An 18,346-nucleotide genomic window follows, 5' to 3' on the forward strand; every position below is an offset into this window, starting at 1 on the left:
GTGAAGACGAATTCACGCAGCCTTCATGCGGAGTTCATCGGGCGACGGCCTCAGGCGGTGGTCTTGCGCCGCTCCCGCTTCGCCGCCTTGAGCTGGCCGCAGCCCGCCGCCACGTCGATGCCACGCCTTTGCCGGATGGTGCAGGGAAATCCGGCGTCTTGCAGGATGCGGTGAAAGGCGTCTGCGGCGCTGTCGCTGCTCTCGGTGCCGGTGTAGCCGTCGGTGCGGTTCAGCGGGATGAGATTGATGTGTGCATCCAGTCCCTGCAGCAGCTCCGCGATGCGGCGCGCGTGCTCCGGGGTGTCGTTGACGCCCTCGATCAAGGTCCAGGCAAAGAAGATGCGGCGGCCGGTCTGAGCATTGTAGCTGCGGCAGGCGGCCATGAGCTCGGTGAGCGGCCAGCGCTGGTTGGCGGGGATGAGCTTGGCTCTCTCCTCCTCCGTGGCGGCATGCAGGCTGACGGCCAGGTTGTAGGGCCGGTTTTCCGCCGCCATGCGCAGGATGCCTGGGACGACGCCCACGGTGGAGACGCTGATCTTGCTGGGGCCGATGTTGAGCCCGCGCGTGTCGCAGATGATGTCCAGGGCGGTCATCACGGAGTCGTAGTTGTGCAGGGGCTCGCCCATGCCCATGAAGACAAGGTTGCGCAGGCCTTTTTCCCCCTTGGCGCGCACGCTGCGCTGCGCATGCAGCACCTGGGCCACGATCTCCCCGGGGCGGAGGTGGCGCACAAAACCCATCTGGCCGGTGGCGCAAAAGACGCAGCCCATGGCGCAGCCGGCCTGGGTGCTGATGCACGCCGTGTGGCGGCCGGTGTAGCCCATGATGACGGTCTCGATCTCCTGCGCGTCCGCCATGCGGAGCAGGAATTTGTGCGTCAGGCCGTCGCTGCTGGGGGTGTCCAGAGAGACCGGCGGCGCATCGAGCATCCATGAGCCGTCTCCCAGCACCTGGGTCAGCCATCTGCGCAGCGGCGGGGGGAGATCTTCACGGGCCAGGGGATCCTGCATGGCGCGGAAGTGCAGGGTGTTCCAGAGCGTGCCCGCATGCGCCGGACGCAGACCCGCGGCCACGATGTGCTCGCGGAGCTGGTCAAAGGTCAGGTCATGGAAAGACTGCGGCATCAGGTGAGGTAGGGGTTTTCGCGCTTCTCGCGGCCGATGGTGGTGTCATCGCCATGGCCGGGGAAGACGCGGGTGGCATCTGGCAGGACGAAGAGCTTCTTGATGATGCCGCTGAGCAGCAGCGATCCGGATCCATTGGGAAAATCGGTGCGTCCGACGCTGTCCAGAAAGAGCACGTCTCCGCCAAAGAGCAGGTTTTGTGCAGGCAGGTGAAAACACATGCTGTCAGGGGAGTGGCCGGGCACGTGATACAGCTTCCATGTTTCGCCGAGGACTTCGATCTGGCTCTGGCCTTCGATCACTTCATCCACCTCAAATGGGGGGACGGAGAAGGGACTGCCTGTCACCGCGCCGTAGAGGATCTCCAGTGTCAGCTCGCGGGAATACGGGGCAAAGGAGTAAACCCGGCAGCCGTGCTCGGCCCTGATGGCGGCGGCATCCAGCACGTGGTCGAAGTGCTGGTGGGTGAGGAAGAGGGCATCGACTTTGATTTTTTGCTGCTTAAGCCATGAGCCTATGCCATCTGGGGCGTCCACCAGCAGAGTGCCGCCGGGCAGGGTGAGGACGTGGCCGTTGGTTGCGGCGATGCCGCCGGTGTAGGTGGAGATTTCAGGCATGGGATGGCGAAAGACGGGAAAGAGTTGGACATTTCAACCCAGAAAAGGCAAAATCTGAACGCAAAACGCACCGCGAGGTTCGTTATAGATTTGGACGACCCCCACCATGACTCGCTACCTACTCACCCCCGTCGCGGCTGCGGCAACCGCCCTCGCGCTTCTAATTCCTGCAGCGAAAGCGGAGACTAACTTTGGCCAGGTGGCCATGCATGTGGCCTACATGCTGCAAAACCACCATTACTCGAAGCAGGACTTCGACGACAAGGTGTCCGGGGTGATGCTGCACAACTACCTCAACATGCTGGACTTCAAGCACATCTTCTTCACCGAGCAGGATGTGGCCAGCTTCAAGGACAAGTATGAGACCACCCTCGACGACCATGTGCTGATGCGGAACATCAGCCCGGCCATCGAGATCTATGACATCTACAAGGAGCGCGTGAAGGAGCGCGTGGACTTCCTCAAGAAGGCTCTGGAGAGCAACAAATTCACCTTTGACTCCAAGCGCACCATCGAGATCAAGCGTGACAAGGCTCCGTGGCCGAAGGACAAGGCGGAGCAGGACAAGCTCTGGCTCGACATCATCGAAGACAACCTGCTCGCGGAGCGCATCGCCGACGAGACGCGCGAGCGCGATGAAAAGAAAAAGGCGGAAAAGGCCGCCGCCAAGAAGGCCGACACCGCCGCCGAGGTGAAGCCCGAGGCTGCGCCTGAAGCCGGCAAAGTCCCCGCACCGCAGAAGCCTGCTGCAGAAGCCCCCAAGATCGCTGCCAAGAAGGAGAAGGATGAAAAAGACCTGACTCCCAAGGAGCGCGTGCTCAAGGACTACACACGTCTGCTCGAAAGCATCGACGAAAACGACACCAAGGACGTGGTGAACTTCTTCCTCTCCAGCCTGGCCACCGCCTACGACCCGCACACCGAGTACATGAGCACGGACGAGAGCGACAACTTCAAGATCCACATGCAGCACAAGCTGGTGGGCATTGGTGCGCTGCTCGGTCAGAAGGACGACGGCGCTGAGATCCAGGGCATCGTGGTGGGTGGTCCGGCAGACAAACAGGGCCAGCTCAAGCTCAACGACCGCATCATCGCCGTGGCCCAGGGAGATGACGAATTTGTGGACGTGAAGTACCTCAAGCTGCAGAAGATCGTGGACATGATCCGCGGCGAAAAGAACACCACCGTGCGCATCAAGATTGTCCCTGCGGACGATCCCTCCGGCACCCGCATCATCGCCATTGTGCGTGATGAAGTGCCGCTCAAGGAGAAGCTCGCCAATGCCGAGCTCCTCGTCACGCCTCCGGATCTGGGCAAGACACTCAAGGTGGGCTGGATCAACCTGTCCAACTTCTATGCCGACATGGAAAACAACACCGTCAGCACCAGCGTGGACGTGGAGCGCCTGCTGCGCCGGCTGATGAAGGAAAAGATCGACGGCCTCGTGCTGGACCTGCGTGACAACGGCGGCGGCTCCCTGGATGAAGCCATCAAGCTCACCGGCCTCTTCATTCCTGCCGGCCCGGTGGTGCAGGCGAAGGACTGGCGCGGCAGCATCACCTGGCGCGACTGCGAAAACGAAAAGCCCGTGTATGACGGCCCGATGATCGTCCTTATCAACAAGGCCAGCGCCTCGGCCTCTGAAATTCTGGCCGCTGCGTTGCAGGACTACCGCCGTGCGCTCATCGTGGGTGACAAGGCCTCCTTTGGCAAAGGTACGGTGCAGACCATCCTGCCAGTGGAGCGCTACATGCCCTTCTTCAGCGACAAAAAGGGTGCCGGTGACCTCAAGGTGACGATCCAGAAGTTCTACCGCATCGCAGGTGGTTCCACCCAGCTCAAAGGGGTGGAGTCTGACGTCCCGCTGCCGTCGATCCGCGACGTGCTGGACATCGGCGAATCCTCCGCAGAAAATGCGCTGCCCTATGACACCATTCCTCCGCGCAAGTACCCCCTCTTCCGCAAGGATGCGTTCCCGGTCGAGGAGATCAACGCACGTGTGAAGAGCCGCATCGCTGCCAATCCTGAATTTCAGAACGTGGTCGAAGAGTCCCGGCGCCTGAAGGAAAAGATCGACCGCAACACCGTCTCCCTGAACCTGCAGGATCGTGAGAAGGAGCGCCTCGACACCGAAGCGCGCCGTGACAAGCAGACGGAAGAGCGCGCCAAGCGCGTCAAGGAAGTGGCGGAGCGCATCAAGGAGAACGGCTTCAAGACCTACCACCTCACGCTGGACAATGTGGACAAGCCCGACCTGGTGCCTGAGTCCGCCTTCAGCAAGGAGATGAACTCCGGCATGCGCACGGCCTCCAAGGATGACGACAGCGGCAGCGACGAGTCCAAATTCCCCTACGGCGTGGAGCCTGTGAAACTGGAAACCATCCACATCCTGCGCGACCTGCTGGAGCTTGACCACAAGCCCACCACCGCCGCCAAGACTGAGGACAAGGCTGCAGCTGCTGCCAAGCCCCAGGCTCAGTAACCGCCCTCTTTCCATCGAGAATGCAGGTTGGCATCATCACCGTGTCTGATCGCGCCAGCGAGGGCGTGTACGAGGATCTGGGCGGTCCGGCGCTGAAAAAAGCGGCGGAAGGTTATGGCTGGACGGTCGCCGCAGAGGCGATCGTCCCCGATGATCTTCAGCGCATTCAGGGAGCTGTCCGCTCCTTTTCCGCCCAAGGCTGCGCGCTCATCCTCACCACCGGCGGCACGGGCATCGCCGAGCGGGATGTCACCCCCGAGGCTATCCGTGGCATCATGCGGGTGGAGATTCCCGGCTTTGGCGAGCTCATGCGCATGAAGTCGCTCGAACTGACGCCGAATGCCATCCTCTCCCGCAGCCTTGCAGCGGTGGTGGAGCGCAGTCTGGTCATCGCCCTGCCGGGCAAACCTCAGGGTGCCGTGGACTGCCTCGGCTTTGTGCTCGGGGCCATCCCGCACACGGTCAAGCTGGCCCAGCGGGTGCCGACAAGCTGCTAAGTTGGTATTTGCAAGCGCGTGCGCATTGCGTTTTGCCGTACGCCGGTCCTCCGGCGCTTTTGAACGTTGTATGGCCTGCGAAAAGCTCCAGAGGACTGGGGCACTCCAGGACGCTCTCGCGATTGATACCACGATGCGATGAAAACGGGTCTGAAGGTGGAGGCACGAGCCGACGGAGGGGGATCATCTTGATCCCCCCCACCTGCAGCGTGTTCGTGGATGTTCGAGGGCGCAGGGCGATGCGGGAGCGTGTGGGATCGGGACGATCCCACTCCGCCGGAGGCTTCGCCGCAGCGACGGAGGGGGATCATCTTGATCCCCCCACCTGCAGCGTGTTCGTGGATGTTCGAGGGCGCAGGGCGATGCGGGAGCGTGTGGGATCGGGACGATCCCACTCCTCCGGTGCGCTGGCTGGCCGCATGGAATGCTGGCTTTCACCCCTGAGACCCGTTTTCAGCTGTGCGTGGTATGAGCAGGCTGCTTCATTCACCGAGCCTGCATTTTGCGGCTCGACTTGTCCTCGGACTCTCGTTTTAATCCTCCAGTAATCAGCCCCACCACCGCCATGAAACGCATCCCTGTTTCCTCCCGCCGCCAGTTCCTTGCCAAGTCCGCCGCCGCCATCGGCTTTCCCACCATCATCCCGGCCAGCGTGCTGGGGCAGAACGCCCCCTCCAGCAAGATCACCATGGCCGTCTTTGGCTGGGGCATGATGGGGCCGAGCAACACCGCTAAATTTCTCCAGGAGCAGGACTGCCAGATCGTGGCTGCGTGCGACATCGACAAACGCAATCTGCAGAAGGCGCTCGACACCATCAACGGCGCGTACAAGAACCAGGACTGCAAGCCCTACCACGACTACCGCGAGGTGATGGCGCGCAAGGACATCGACACGGTGATGCTGGCGCTGCCGGACAACTGGCACGCCCTCACCGCCATCGAAGCCGCAAAAAACGGCAAGGACATCTACGGCGAGAAGCCCCTGGCGCGCACGATCGCCGAGCAGCAGGCCATTGTGAAGGCAGTGCAGAAGCACGGCCGCATCTGGCAGACGGGCTCCTGGCAGCGCAGCGAGGACAACTTCCGCATCGGTGCGGAGATCGTGCGCAACGGCCTCATCGGAAAGCTCAAGGAAGTGCACGTGGGCCTGCCTGCCGGACACAATGACTTTGCCAAGACGGGGGACAAGCGCAGCGTGACACCGCCGCCTGCTGAGCTGGACTACGAGATGTGGATCGGGCCTGCGACGATGCAGGACTATATCGAGTGCCGTGTGCACAAAAACTGGCGCTGGGACTACAACATCGGCGGCGGCCAGCTTCTCGACTGGATCGGCCACCACTGCGACATCGCCCACTGGGGCATGGGCATGGACAGCAGCGGTCCGGAAGAGGTGAACCCCATCCAGGTGGACATGCCGCCGCGCACGGACATCTGGAACACCGCCACCAAATACCGCGCCGAGGCCAAGTATGCCGGCGGCATCACCATGACCATTGCAGGAGGCCATGACGACATCAAGATGGGCACCAAGTGGATCGGCACGGACGGCTGGGTGTATGTGAACCGCGGCGGCGCGTATGACTGCTCCAACCCGGCCTTCAGGCAGACGGTCAAGAAGCGCAAGGACGACAAGGACCCGAAGAGCGAGATCATCGAAGTGGCCAAGGCACCGAAGCTGGGAGACGACGTCATCAAGACCCGCCTCTACGAAACCAAGGGTCATCACCGCAACTTCCTCGACTGTGTGAAGAGCCGCCAGCCCACCGTGACCCCCGTGGAAACCGCGCACCACAGCGCGACCCCGGGCCACCTGGCGCTCATCTCTTTCCTCGTGAACCGCTCCATCAAGTGGGACCCCGCGAAAGAGGAGATCCTCGGCGATGCCGATGCCGCCAAGCTGCTGGGCCGCGAGTATCGCGGTCCGTGGAAGCTGGAGGTGTAGGACGTGTCTGCCCGTAGGTTGGGTGTGTTTGGCGCGCTGCATTTTGCAGCATCCATAGGTTGCTTCGCCAAACCGCCCGACTGCGAGGGTGCTCTTGCTCCATGGCGGTTGCGGTACGCTGAAGGACGGGCGGGCTGTCGCCACACCCATCCTGCCTCTTATACCCTGATGCGTTGAAAACGGGTCTGAAGGTGGAGGCACGATCCGACGGAGGGGGATCATCTTGATCCCCCTACCTGCAGCATATTCGCGGATGTGCGATGGCGCTGGATGATGAGGGAGGCTCGGCTTTGTGGCGGCACGAGAATGCAGGGCGATGCGGGCGCGTGAGGGATCGGGACGATCCCTCTCCTCCAGAGCGCTGGCTGGCCGCATGGGATGCTGGCTTCCACCCATGAGACCCGTTTTCAGCTGTGCGTGGTATTACGCGATCACATCGCGCAGCACGTTGCCGTGCACATCCGTGAGGCGCAGATCTCTTCCGCTGAAACGGTAGGTGAGCTGCTCGTGGTCGATGCCCATGAGGTGCAGCACCGTGGCCCACATGTCATAGACGGTGCAGGCGTTTTCGATCGCGTGGTAGCCGAAGTCGTCCGTGGCGCCGTAGATGTGGCCGGGCTTGATGCCGCCCCCGGCCATCCAGATGGTGAAGCCGTAGGGATTGTGATCGCGGCCGTCGGTGCCCTGCGCAAAGGGCGTGCGGCCAAACTCGCCGGCCCAGATGACGAGCGTGCTGTCCAGCAGGCCGCGTGATTTGAGATCTTTGACGAGGGCAGCGATGGGCTGGTCCACCTGATAGGCCATGTTGGCGTGGCCTTTTTTGATCTGGCCGTGCTGATCCCAGGGATTCGCTGCCTGAGTGCCGCTGCCGAGTTTTTGGGGCAGGCAGCTCAGCTCCACAAAGCGCACACCGCGCTCCACCAGACGCCGCGCCAGCAGGCACTGGCGCGCGTAGGCGGTGCGCGTGTCATCAGGGCCGCCCATGCCGTAGAGTTTTTTCGTCGCCTCGGTCTCTCCGGAGATGTCGCAGAGCTCGGGCACGGCGGACTGCATGCGCCAGGCCATTTCGTAGTTCGCGATGGCGGCGTCCACATGCACATCATGCTGAGCTGCGCTGGCAAAACGGTGGTCCATCGTGCTGATGAAATCGAGCTGGCGGCGCTGCCTTTCGCGTGGCTGTGCAGAGCGGATGTTTTTCACGGCTTCCTCGGCATCGGCCTTGATGATGCTGGCCTGATGCTGCGCGGGCAGGAAGCCGTTGCTGAAGACACCCACACCGCCGTGCGGCACCGTGGCGTCGCCGCTTTGCAGCACGATGTAGCCGGGAAGGTCACGCGACTCCGTGCCAAGACCATAGCTGGCCCAGGCACCAGCGCTCGGATAACCGAGAAAGGGGAAGCCGGAGTGCATGAAGAAATTTCCCTGCGCGTGCTCGCTGAACTTGGCCGTCATGCTGCGGATGACGCAGATCTCATCCGCCAGCGTGGCCATGTGCGGGAAGAGCTCGCTCACCGGCATGCCGCTCTGGCCGTGGCGATGAAAAGCCCAGTGTGCGGGCTGGACGGTGCCGTTGTTGTTGAACTGCGTCTTCTTCACCTCCACCGGCATGGGCTGCCCGGCGTATTTTTCCAGCAGCGGCTTGGGATCAAAGGAGTCCAGGTGGGAAACACCGCCGCTCATGTAGCAGAAGATCACGCTGCGGGCCTTCGGGGCAAAGCGTTTGGCGCGATGCACGGGAGACTCTGCCTGCATCAATCCCGCAAGCGCCGCCATGCCAAAGCCGGTTGAGGCATTGGCGAGCATCTGGCGGCGTGAGAGGAGGGAATTCATCAGGCGATGATGTCTTTGAGCACGTTGCCATGCACATCCGTCAGGCGCAGATCGCGACCGCTGAAGCGGTAGGTGAGCTGCTCGTGGTCGATGCCCATGAGGTGCAGCACGGTGGCCCACATGTCATAGACGGTGGAGATGTTTTCGACGGCGTTGTAACCGAAGTCATCGGTGGCACCGTGCACGTGGCCGCCTTTGACGCCACCACCGGCCATCCAGACGGTGAAGCCGTAGGGATTGTGGTCGCGGCCATTGGTGCCCTGGGCAAAGGGCGTGCGGCCAAACTCACCGGCCCAGACGAGAAGCGTGCTGTCCAGCAGCCCGCGCGAGCGCAGGTCTTTGATAAGCGCGGCGATGGGCTGGTCGATCTGGTTCGCCATCTTGCCGTGGCCTTCCTTGATCGCGCCGTGGTGGTCCCATGGGTTGGCACCGTTGCCACCGCCCACGTTGTAGGCCAGCGTGCTCAGTTCGATGAAGCGCACGCCGCGCTCCACCAGCCTGCGTGCCAGCAGGCACTGGCGGGCGTAGGCTGCTTTTTTGGGCTCGGGGTCGTCGAGACCGTAAAGCTTCCTGGTGGCTTCGGTTTCGCCGGAGATGTCGCAAAGATCCGGCACGGCGGACTGCATGCGCCAGGCCATCTCGTAGTTGGAGATGGCGGCCTCCACATGCCTGTCATGCTGCGTGGTGCTGACGAAGCGGCGGTCCATCGCGCCGATGAAATCGAGCTGCTTGCGCTGCATGTCCTGCGACTGGCGTGGGCGGATGTTGACGACGGCTTCGGCTTCATCTGCCTTCACAATGCTGGCCTGATGCTGCGCAGGCAGGAAGCCGTTGCTGAACAAACCCACGCCGCCATGCGGAGTGGAGGCACCACCGCTCTGCAGCACGATGTAGCCGGGAAGATCGCGCGACTCGGTGCCGAGCCCGTAGCTTGTCCATGCTCCTGCGCTGGGATAGCCGAGGAAGGGGAAGCCGGTGTGCATGAAGAAATTTCCCTGCGCATGCTCGCTGAATTTGGCCGTCATGCCACGGAGCTGGCAGAGCTCGTCCACCACACCGCCGATCTGCGGAAAGAGATCGCTGACCTCCAGGCCGGACTGTCCGTAGCGTTTGAAATCCCAGTGCGAGGGCTGCACCGTGCCGTTGTTGTTGAACTGTGTCTTCTTCACCGCGCCGGGCATCGGCTGGCCCGCATACTTTTGAAGCAGCGGCTTGTGATCGAAGGAGTCCACATGCGAGACACCGCCGCTCATGTAGAGGAAGATGACACTGCGTGCTTTGGGCGCGAAGCGTTTGGCGCGATTGACCAAAGGCGTGTTTGCCTTGGCTTCCTCTTGCATGAGACCTGCAAGCGCGGCCATGCCGAAGCCGGTGGAGGCGCGGGAGAGGAGCTGGCGGCGGGAAAGGGGGGAGTTCATTGTTCTCTGTTCTCTGTTCTCGGTTCTCGATTGAGTTCAGTTGGTGGCCGTGCGGCGTTCGAGGTGTTTCGAGAGATAGTTTATGAATGCACCGATCTTGTTGCGAGTGAGTGCTGTTTGGTTGTAGATCGTCTCGAATTGATCTTGTGAGCAGTAGCTTTGATCCAGACAGCGGTAGAGCTGGCTTTGCAGTTCGGAGCAGGAGCGCTTTGAATATTGAAGAAAGCGGATGAATTCTCGATTGGTTCCGCCATCGAACCCCTCGGCGATGTTGTCCATAATGGAGCCGGAGGATCTGACCATTTGATCCTTGAGCGAGAAATCCCTGCCAAGCGGGCTGTTCTTTGCCAACTCATAAACAGAACGACAAAGTTCGCGTGCAAGCTGCCAGCCTTCAATGTCTTCAAAACGTTCGATTTTCATGTGAAGCTTTAATGATTGGACAACTGAGAACCGCGAACAGAGGACTATTAAGCTTATTGAAGATAGATGAACTCTTTGAGGTTGATGAGTGACTGCGCGAGGCTGCTCCAGCTTTGGACGGCGGCATCATCGCCAGAGGTTGAGGTGCGGAGGGATTCGAGTTGTTTTGACTGCTCGTCGCGCTGGGTTTGGAGCTGGGCGAGCTGTTTGCGCTGTGCGTCGGTGAGAGCGGCGAGGATGTCGGCCTCGGTGATGGAGCTGGATTCGATGCGGGCGGTTTGTGAGATCTCTTCGGGAGTCAATGCGCGGTCATAAAGGCGGGCGCGGAAGATGCGGCCGGTCAGGCCTTTGTTGCCGGCAGGGGCACCGTGGCGGCAGCCGAGGAGGATCTGGGAGGCATCGGCGGCGAAGGTGGCAGCGGGGGCTTTGCGGTAGGTGCGGCCGTAGGGCTTGCCATCGCGGTAGCCGGAGATGGTGCCATCGGGCTGATACACCACGGCCACGTGCACGGGGCGGGTGGTGGCCTCGGTTTCGGCGCTGCCTTCAAAGAGCTCGCTGCGGTCAAAGAAGTTGCTGCCAGCCACCCAGTGCTGCGGGGTTTTCTCGGCAAAGACGATGGAGTCAAACTGGCCGCCGTCCTTGTGCTGCACGGTGACTACACCGCCTCCGCGCTGCGTGAGATTGTCCAGCATGACCCAGGCTTCGAGGGTTTTGGTGGTGAGCGTCTTCGGCAGGGAGCCGGATTTGGCCATGGACTTGCCATCCAGGATGAGAGCGCCGTTTTCCACACGGGCGTTGCCGACGAGTTCGAGGTTCATGCGGCCTTCGGTGTCGCGGGCGTCTTTGTCAAAGGTCCACTCGGCCAGCGGGGCAGGGGTGTTGAGCGGCACGGCGGGCAGCTTGCGCTCGGCCTGCAGTCGAGTGCGTGCGGGCTCCAGCAGGGCGGAGATTTGCTGCGTGACTGCCGCGAGCTTTTGTTCCTTGGAGTTCAGCTCCTGCACGAGTTCGTTGTTTTCCTGCTGCAAGATGCCGAGGTAGGCCAGGCTTTGTTTGATCTCATCGGGCGTGGCTTCGCGCGCGAAGGCCTCGCGGAACATCTGCTGCACACGGGCTTTGTCGTCGAGCTTGCTGGAGCGCAGCGCCCATTCGCGTGACCAGCGGATGACGTTGTTGTCATTGAGCAGGGTGAGGGACTGTGCGGGGACGTTGGTGGTGTCGCGCTTGCCACGGGTGGCAAAGGGGACGGGGGAGTCGAAGGTGGTGAGGAAGGGATCGAGTGAATTGCGGATGACCTTGACGTAGATGCTGCGGCGTGTGTTGCCGCTGCCGATGGGTTCACCATAGAGCCCGGGGTCCAGCTTGCCGGTGAGGGTGAGGATGGAGTCGCGGATGGCCTCGGCCTCCAGGCGGTGGATGGTCCAGTGGCTGAGCAGCTTGTTCTCGGGGTCCTTCTGCATCGCGATCTCCGAGGCCTGGGCGCTGCGCTGGAAGGCCCGCGAGCTGACGATGAGCTTGAGCATGGCCTTGATGTCGCCGCCGCTGTCGATGAAGCGCTGGGCGAGGAAGTCGAGAAGCTCGGGATGCGTGGGCTGGTCACCGAGCTTGCCGAAGTTGTCCACGGTGGCGACGATGCCGCGGCCAAAGACATGGTGCCAGAGACGGTTCACCATGACGCGTGCGGTGAGCGGGTTGTTCCGCATGTCCGCCATGCGTTCGGCCAGTTGCAGGCGACCGCTGCCGGGGGTGTTGAAGGGCTTGGGATCGAGCGCATCCAAGAAGCGGCGGGGAACGATTTCCGATGGCTGCTTGTGGTCGCCACGGACAAAGAGCGGCGCGTCTTTGGCATCGGCCTCGATGACGCCGGGCACACGTGTGGGCATGGGCAGGCGGGCTTCGATCTCGCGGTAGCGTGCCACCAGCTTGGCGGCCTCGGGAAGATCGGCGAGTTTGTTGGGAAGCCTGCCGGTCTGCACAAGGCGGTTGAGCACTTCGGCCTGTGTGTCTGTCAGCGTGTCTTTCTGCCAGGACTGAATGAGATCGCTCGCGGCGAACTGGGCGCGTGCTTCGACAGATGGAGGTGTTTTGTCCTGGGTGATGAACACGTCGGTGAGGCCAAACCACGAGCGGGCATCCTTGTTGAACTCAGCGGGCAGGTCGGCGGCGGTGGTGATCTGGATGAAGATTTCATCGCCCTTCCAGAATTCGAGATCGAGGGAGCGCCAGCCGAGCTTTTCATCCTTGGCATCGCTGAGGACGACTGCCTTGTGGATGGTGCCGGTGCGTGGGTAGTTTTGCACCACATACTTGGCCTTCACGCCGCCATTGCCTGCCACGCGGAACCACAGCGTGCCGCCTTCGCATTTGAAGCGGTTGGAGAAAAGCACGGCGCGCTCCTTGGTGCTGAGCAGGTCGCTGAAATAGCCGCCAGGGTGGATCTGCGACACTGCGTTTCCGCCTTCGAGTGCGATGGAAAATTCTCCTGCCTTGGTGAGGCTGACGCCATTGGCAAACCACTGCAGTTTGCCCAGGCCGGGGTGCGTGGATTCGGTGTTCTCATTGGCGGTGATTTTGGCGGCTGACTTGAGCCAGTGCGCAGCCACGGCGTCTTTGATCTGCGTCTTGAGCTTTGCCAGTTCCTCGTGCTCGGCCTTGCCCGTGCCGGGGGCGTTCACATCAATGACAGCGGGGTGGGTGCTGGTGAAGATGCCGTAGAGGGAGTAGAAATCGGTCTGCGAGATGGCGTCAAACTTGTGATTGTGGCAGCGGGCGCAGCTCACCGTGAGGGACTGGAAGGCCTTGGTGACGGTGTCGATCTGGTTGTCGGTGAAGGTGACCATTTCATCCAGCGAATCGACGGGGGAGAAGCCATGCAGCACCATGCGGAGCTGGGCGATGCCGATGGCGCTTTCGTTGATGCCGTTCTTGATGCGGGGCTTGGCGAGGAGATCGCCAGCGATGGCTTCCTTGACGAGCTGCGGATAGGGCACGTTGTCATTGAAGGCACGGATGAGGTAGTCGCGGTACTGGTGGGCGTAGGGGATGGCGGGGTCGCCCTCGGAGCCGTAGGTCTCAGCGTAGCGCACCCAGTCCATGAAGTGGCGGGCCCACTTCTCGCCAAAGTGCGGGGAGGCCAGCAGGTCGTCGATGCTTTGCCCGCCTGAGGGCGGCAGACCGGTGAGCACGTAGCTCAGGCGGCGGCGCAGTGTTTGTGCATCGGCAGGTGCTGCGGCGGGGATGCCTTGCTTGGCCAGCTCTGCGTCGATGTAGTCATCGATGGTTTTGTTCGCAGGCTGCTTGGAGACGGGCTGGAAGGACCACCACTGCTTGCGGCGGTCGAGGATGCTCTTCCAGTCGGTTTCCTTGGCGATCTCGGCTTTGGAGGGAGCGGTGTCGCGCGGGTCGGCGGCACCGTCGCGGATCCATTGCTCAAAGTCGGCGATGACCTTGTCATCGAGCTTGGCTCCGGCCTTGGGCATCTTGATGTCGTCGTGCTCGTGCTTGATGGTTTGCAGCAGCAGCGACTCGGCGGGGTTGCCCGGTTTGATGACATCGCCGGATTCGCCGCCCGACTGCCAGCCGGGGCGGGAGTCGAGCACAAGGCCGCCTTTCTTCTTGGTGGCCGTGCTGTGGCATTCGTAGCACTCCTGCGCGAGGATGGGGCGGATCTTGGACTCGAAGAATTCGATCTGCGCAGGCGTGGGCGCGGCGTGCAGGCTGCCACTGAAAAGCGCGGCGGCGGAGATGAGGAAATGCTTGTTCATGCCAGGAGCCTCTGGGTGATGTTTGCGGCGGCCTCGATGCAAAGTCTGCCGGCTTTTTCAAACTGGTCGCGCTTCAGTCGGAAGGAAGGTGACATGACGGTGATGGCGGCGACGGGGTAGCGATACTCATCCAGGATGGCCGCAGCCACGCAATGGATGCCCTCCAGCCCTTCGGCGATGTCGGTGGAGTAGCCACGTTTGCGTGTTTTGGTGAGGTCTGCTTCCAGAAGCTCACGTGTGGCCAGGGTGGTGGGTGTGTACTGCTTGAGCTGCACGGCGGCAAAGAACTGGTCCAGTTCCGCAGGCGGCAGATGCGCCAGAACCGCTTTGCCCGGGGCGCAGGAGTACATGGGCACCTGCAGGCCGACGGTGCTGCTGACCTTGATGGGCTGGGAGGAGATGCACTGCTCCAGCACGGTCATCTTGTGATTCACGCTGGCGAGGATCTGCGTGGTCTCGCCGGTTTCATCACGGAGCCATTTGAGGGATTCCAGAGCGCAGACGACGAGGCTCTTTTCGCGCACCTGCGGGCGGGAGAGGTCGAAGAGCTTGTTGGTGAGGACGAAGCGCTTGTCATCCTCCCTGCGCTGGAGGTAGCCGCGATTGTGCAGCGTGCCGGTGATGCGGAAGACGGAGTTGACCGGCAGGTCGAGCTCCCGTGCAATCTCGGTGAGGCTGAGCCCGGCGCGGTGGCGGCCGAGGAGTTCGAGGATGGCAAGCGTGCGCTCCGTGCCGGGCGCGAGCGTGTCGTCAGTGAGGGGGATGGCGGCTTCTTTGAGCATTCTGGATTTAGAAACGTTTCCACATTTGGAAAAATATCAACCGAATGTCGTTGGGCCCGGTTGGGCTGCCCGGCACGGCCCCAGCCAAGGAGGGACTGAGGCCGGCACCCTGCGAAAAGCTGTGCATTTTTTGCATTTCGATCCTGCCCGTTGCATTCAAGGCGTGGTCGGGCATTCTGGAGGGAACATGTCTTCCTCCTCTGATCTCACCCTGCTCGGACGCTCTGAAAACCGCCTGCCCGCCTCGCCGGACGTGGCGGTGCTGGAGACCTTTCCGAACCGCACACCGGGCCGCAACTACCGCATCCACCTCAGCGCGCCTGAATTCAGCTCCATCTGCCCGGTGACCGGGCAGCCGGACTCCGCGCATCTGGAGATCTATTACATCCCGGATGAGAAGTGCGTGGAGACAAAGTCGCTCAAGTTCTACCTGGCCTCCTACCGCAACCACGCCTCCTTCAATGAGGCGATCGTGAACCGCGTGCTGGACGACATCGTGAAAGCCTGCGCTCCCAAGCAGGTGGTGGTGCGTGGGAAATTCGGCGCACGCGGGGGCATCCAGCTCACCTGCGAGGCCCGCTTTCCCGATGTGGAGGAAACCCTGCGCCTGCCGGAATGAAAACGCTCGTGCTGCTCTCCGGCGGGATGGATTCCGTGACGGCTCTTTACTGGGCGCGGCATGAGGATGAGATCGTGGGCGCGGTGAGCTTTGACTACGGCGCCAAGCACAACCACCGGGAGATTCCGCTGGCGGCGTGGCATTGCGCCCACCTCGGGGTGAAGCATGACATCATCGACCTGGGGTTCATGAACCAGCACTTTGCCTCCGATCTTCTCAAATCCGGCGGCACCATCCCCGAGGGGCACTACGCGGATGAAAACATGAAGAAGACCGTGGTGCCGTTTCGCAACGGCATCATGCTCTCCATCGCCTGTGGTCTGGCAGAGAGCTGCGGCGCGGATGCGCTCGTCATCGCCGCGCATGCGGGAGATCACATGATTTATCCCGACTGCCGCGAGCCCTTCATGCAGGCCATGGCCTCCGCCATGCGGGAAGGGACCTATGCGCACGTGGAGCTGATGCGCCCTTTCATCCATCTGGACAAAGCAGGCATCGCCAAGACAGGCGCGGAGCTGGGAGTGGACTACGGAAAGACGTGGTCCTGCTACAAAGGCGGCGACCTGCACTGCGGCAAATGCGGCACCTGCGTGGAGCGCATCGAGGCCTTTGTGCTGGCCGGCATCCATGATCCGACGGTTTACGAAACGGAAGCCTGAGGATCTGCCGGCGGGGCTGTGACCCGCCTGCGGTGGGTGCGCACCATGTTCAGCTCCTTGAGCTTGCGCTGCAGGGTGCGGCGGCTCATGCCCAGCATCTCGGCGGCGACGGTGCGGTTGTTGCCGCTGCGCTGGAGGGCGGTGAGGATGAGCTGGTGCTCGGCCTCGGTGATGTCCAGATCACTCTTGGGTTTGAGGGCGGGGTCGGCACCGACGGGTGCGGTGGTAGCTTCCTTGGCTGCGATCAATGAGGGCGCGCGCAGGCCGAAGCCCAGGCTGTGCGGATTGAGCAGGTAGGAGGGCAGGTGCTTGAGCATGACGCGGTTGCTGTTGCTCATGACCACGCCGTGCTCGATGGCGGCGCGCAGCTCGCGGATGTTGCCGGGCCAGTCGTAGTTCATCATGGCGGGCAGGGCGTCCTCGCCGAGCGGCTTGTAGGTCTTGCCGTTGGCCTTGGCCAGCTCCTTGAGGAAGTGGTCCGCCAGCACGGGGATGTCACTTTTGCGGGCACGCAGCGGCGGGAGCTGGATGGTGACCACGCGCAGGCGCCAGTAGAGATCCTCACGGAATTTGCCCTCCTCCACCATCTTGGCGAGGTTGCGATTGGTGGCGGCGATGACGCGGACGTTGATCTGGATGGGCTTGCTGCTGCCCACGCGCTCGATGGTCTGCTCCCCGAGGGCGCGGAGGAGCTTGACCTGCGTGCTGGAGTCGATCTCGCCGATCTCATCCAGGAAGAGCGTACCGCCGTTGGCCTGCTCAAAGCGGCCGATGCGGCGCTCCTGCGCGCCGGTGAAGGCGCCTTTCTCATGCCCGAAGAGCTCGCTTTCGAGGATCTGCGGCGAGAGTGCGGCGCAGTGCACGGCCACGATGTTGGCCTTGGGCCTGCCGCTGAGATTGTGAATGGCGCGGGCGACGAGCTCCTTGCCGGTGCCGCTTTCGCCCTCGATCAAAACGGTGGCGCGGGAAGGGGCCACCTGCTGGATGGTGTCGAGGATGGGCTTCATCACCTCGGCCTGGCCGAGGATGCCCTCGATGGAAAACTTGCGCTCCACCTGCTGCTTCAGCGCCACGTTTTCGTGCTCCAGCGAGCGGCTGCGGAGGGCGCGTTTGATGAGCAACTCTACCTCGTCGAGGTTCAGCGGCTTGGTGACAAAGTGGTAGGCCCCCCGGCGCATGGCCTCCACGGCGGTGTCCACGCTGCCGTAGGCGGTCATCATGATGCACACGGGCGGCTTGGGCAGGGCCAGGGCGGCCTCCAGCAGCTTCATGCCGTCGTCCTCGCCCAGGCGCAGGTCGGTGAGCATGACGTCGATGTGGTCATTCTGCAGGTACTCCATGGCCTCGGCAGCGTTGGAGGCCACGTAGCAGTCAAAATCATCCTCAAGCGAGAGGCGCAGGCCGTCGCGGGTATGCTTTTCGTCATCGACGATCAGGACTGTGGCTTGGTCGTGCATGAGTGAAAGAATGGCACAAAAAAGGGGGAATGACGAATGTCGAATGCAGAATGAGGAATTCTGTGCCAGCAGCTTCGCGGAACGCGGTCTCTAAGGACGTTTCGAGTTTGCTTCCAGCCATCCGGCATATTCGGCTTCCGTCATCGCTCCGGCGGCCAGGGCCAGGGTGCTTACCACGGCATCGGCCTCAGTGGCGTGGAATTCGTGTCCATTTCGTTCGAGAAAGCCTGCACCGAGCATGAAGCCTGTGCGTTTGTTGCCATCGAGAAAAGGGTAGTTTTTCACGATGCCTGCGGCATAGGCGGCGGCCATCTCCGCCATGGAGGGCTTTCCATAGTGGAAGAGCTGCCGGGGGCCCGCCAGGGCGGACTCCAGCAGATGCTCGTCAGGCAGTCCGGTGATGCCCCCGTAAAACGAAAGCATCATGTCATGCAGTGCCAGGCATTCGTCCCGCGTCAGCCAGTAGGGCTCTTTCATTTCGCCAGTTCGCGCAGGGTGTTGCGATAGCGGCGGTTCAGGCTTTCAAACACCGCCATGGTTTTGGCAAACTCCGGATTGCTGGCGGTCAGCCGCATTCCATCCTGGGATTCGGTGAGCGTCACGGTGTCTCCTTCTTCCACCTTCAAATGCGCCAGCGCCTCCTTCGGCAGTACCAGACCGACTGAGTTGCCAATTTTGCGGAGCTTGAGTTCAAGAGTCATGTGCTTAATGTAGTTACGAATGTTATTACGT

15 protein-coding genes are annotated in these 18,346 nt (G+C 62.1%); 5 read left to right on the plus strand and 10 right to left on the minus strand.

The window, feature by feature from the left end; translation table 11 throughout:
• Nucleotides 1-50 precede the first annotated feature (50 nt).
• Nucleotides 51-1,124 (minus strand): dual-specificity RNA methyltransferase RlmN, encoded by a 1,074-nt coding sequence (gene rlmN, locus ACFQDI_RS21535; protein WP_377170799.1) that lies wholly within the window; start codon nt 1,122-1,124, stop codon nt 51-53.
• Entirely contained in the window at nt 1,124-1,741 is a 618-nt protein-coding gene (locus ACFQDI_RS21540; protein ID WP_377170801.1) for an MBL fold metallo-hydrolase, read from the minus strand. The genes rlmN and ACFQDI_RS21540 overlap by 1 nt, the downstream gene beginning before the upstream one ends.
• Before the next feature lie 106 nt (nt 1,742-1,847).
• Between ACFQDI_RS21540 and ACFQDI_RS21545 the strand changes: the two genes are divergently transcribed.
• From ACFQDI_RS21545 to ACFQDI_RS21555, 3 genes are all read left to right on the plus strand, one after another.
• Complete coding sequence (locus tag ACFQDI_RS21545; protein ID WP_377170803.1) at nt 1,848-4,223, plus strand: carboxy terminal-processing peptidase; 2,376 nt, start codon at nt 1,848-1,850, stop codon at nt 4,221-4,223.
• A gap of 20 nt (nt 4,224-4,243) precedes the next feature.
• Complete coding sequence (locus ACFQDI_RS21550) at nt 4,244-4,720, plus strand: MogA/MoaB family molybdenum cofactor biosynthesis protein (RefSeq protein WP_377170805.1); 477 nt, start codon at nt 4,244-4,246, stop codon at nt 4,718-4,720.
• A gap of 565 nt (nt 4,721-5,285) precedes the next feature.
• The gene (locus tag ACFQDI_RS21555) at nt 5,286-6,665 is read left to right on the plus strand and encodes a Gfo/Idh/MocA family protein (protein WP_377170807.1); all 1,380 of its coding nucleotides are present in this window, start codon (nt 5,286-5,288) and stop codon (nt 6,663-6,665) included.
• Nucleotides 6,666-7,088: 423 nt separating this feature from the next.
• Here the strand turns inward: ACFQDI_RS21555 and ACFQDI_RS21560 are convergent, their stop codons facing one another.
• Genes ACFQDI_RS21560 through ACFQDI_RS21580 form a run of 5 tightly spaced genes read right to left on the minus strand, consistent with a single transcriptional unit; the run spans nt 7,089 to nt 14,879 of the window.
• Entirely contained in the window at nt 7,089-8,495 is a 1,407-nt protein-coding gene (locus ACFQDI_RS21560; protein WP_377170809.1) for a DUF1501 domain-containing protein, read from the minus strand.
• On the minus strand, nt 8,495-9,913 hold the full coding sequence (locus ACFQDI_RS21565) for a DUF1501 domain-containing protein (protein ID WP_377170811.1): 1,419 nt from the start codon (nt 9,911-9,913) through the stop codon (nt 8,495-8,497). The genes ACFQDI_RS21560 and ACFQDI_RS21565 overlap by 1 nt, the downstream gene beginning before the upstream one ends.
• Nucleotides 9,914-9,949: 36 nt before the next feature.
• Nucleotides 9,950-10,336, minus strand: coding sequence for a four helix bundle protein (locus ACFQDI_RS21570; protein WP_377170813.1), 387 nt, complete (start codon nt 10,334-10,336; stop codon nt 9,950-9,952).
• Nucleotides 10,337-10,389: 53 nt separating this feature from the next.
• A complete protein-coding gene (locus tag ACFQDI_RS21575) occupies nt 10,390-14,097 on the minus strand; it encodes a DUF1553 domain-containing protein (protein ID WP_377170815.1) in 3,708 nt (1,235 codons plus the stop codon).
• Nucleotides 14,094-14,879, minus strand: coding sequence for an IclR family transcriptional regulator (locus ACFQDI_RS21580; RefSeq protein ID WP_377170817.1), 786 nt, complete (start codon nt 14,877-14,879; stop codon nt 14,094-14,096). The genes ACFQDI_RS21575 and ACFQDI_RS21580 overlap by 4 nt, the downstream gene beginning before the upstream one ends.
• A 187-nt stretch (nt 14,880-15,066) precedes the next feature.
• Between ACFQDI_RS21580 and queF the strand changes: the two genes are divergently transcribed.
• Nucleotides 15,067-15,498: a preQ(1) synthase gene (queF, locus tag ACFQDI_RS21585; protein ID WP_377170819.1), complete on the plus strand. Its 432-nt coding sequence runs from the start codon at nt 15,067-15,069 to the stop codon at nt 15,496-15,498.
• The gene (queC, locus tag ACFQDI_RS21590) at nt 15,495-16,157 is read left to right on the plus strand and encodes a 7-cyano-7-deazaguanine synthase QueC (protein ID WP_377170821.1); all 663 of its coding nucleotides are present in this window, start codon (nt 15,495-15,497) and stop codon (nt 16,155-16,157) included. Before queF ends, queC begins: the two co-directional genes overlap by 4 nt.
• On the opposite strand, the gene ACFQDI_RS21595 is transcribed toward queC, so the two are convergent.
• The 3 genes from ACFQDI_RS21595 to ACFQDI_RS21605 form a co-directional block, all read right to left on the minus strand.
• Nucleotides 16,139-17,614, minus strand: coding sequence for a sigma-54-dependent transcriptional regulator (locus ACFQDI_RS21595; RefSeq protein ID WP_377170823.1), 1,476 nt, complete (start codon nt 17,612-17,614; stop codon nt 16,139-16,141). The genes queC and ACFQDI_RS21595 overlap by 19 nt on opposite strands.
• Nucleotides 17,615-17,704: 90 nt before the next feature.
• Nucleotides 17,705-18,091, minus strand: coding sequence for a type II toxin-antitoxin system death-on-curing family toxin (locus ACFQDI_RS21600; protein ID WP_377170825.1), 387 nt, complete (start codon nt 18,089-18,091; stop codon nt 17,705-17,707).
• The gene (locus ACFQDI_RS21605; protein ID WP_377170827.1) at nt 18,088-18,315 is read right to left on the minus strand and encodes an AbrB/MazE/SpoVT family DNA-binding domain-containing protein; all 228 of its coding nucleotides are present in this window, start codon (nt 18,313-18,315) and stop codon (nt 18,088-18,090) included. The genes ACFQDI_RS21600 and ACFQDI_RS21605 overlap by 4 nt, the downstream gene beginning before the upstream one ends.
• Between the last annotated feature and the right edge of the window lie 31 nt (nt 18,316-18,346).

The organism is Prosthecobacter fluviatilis (genome assembly GCF_042655725.1).
Taxonomy (GTDB): domain Bacteria; phylum Verrucomicrobiota; class Verrucomicrobiia; order Verrucomicrobiales; family Verrucomicrobiaceae; genus Prosthecobacter; species Prosthecobacter fluviatilis.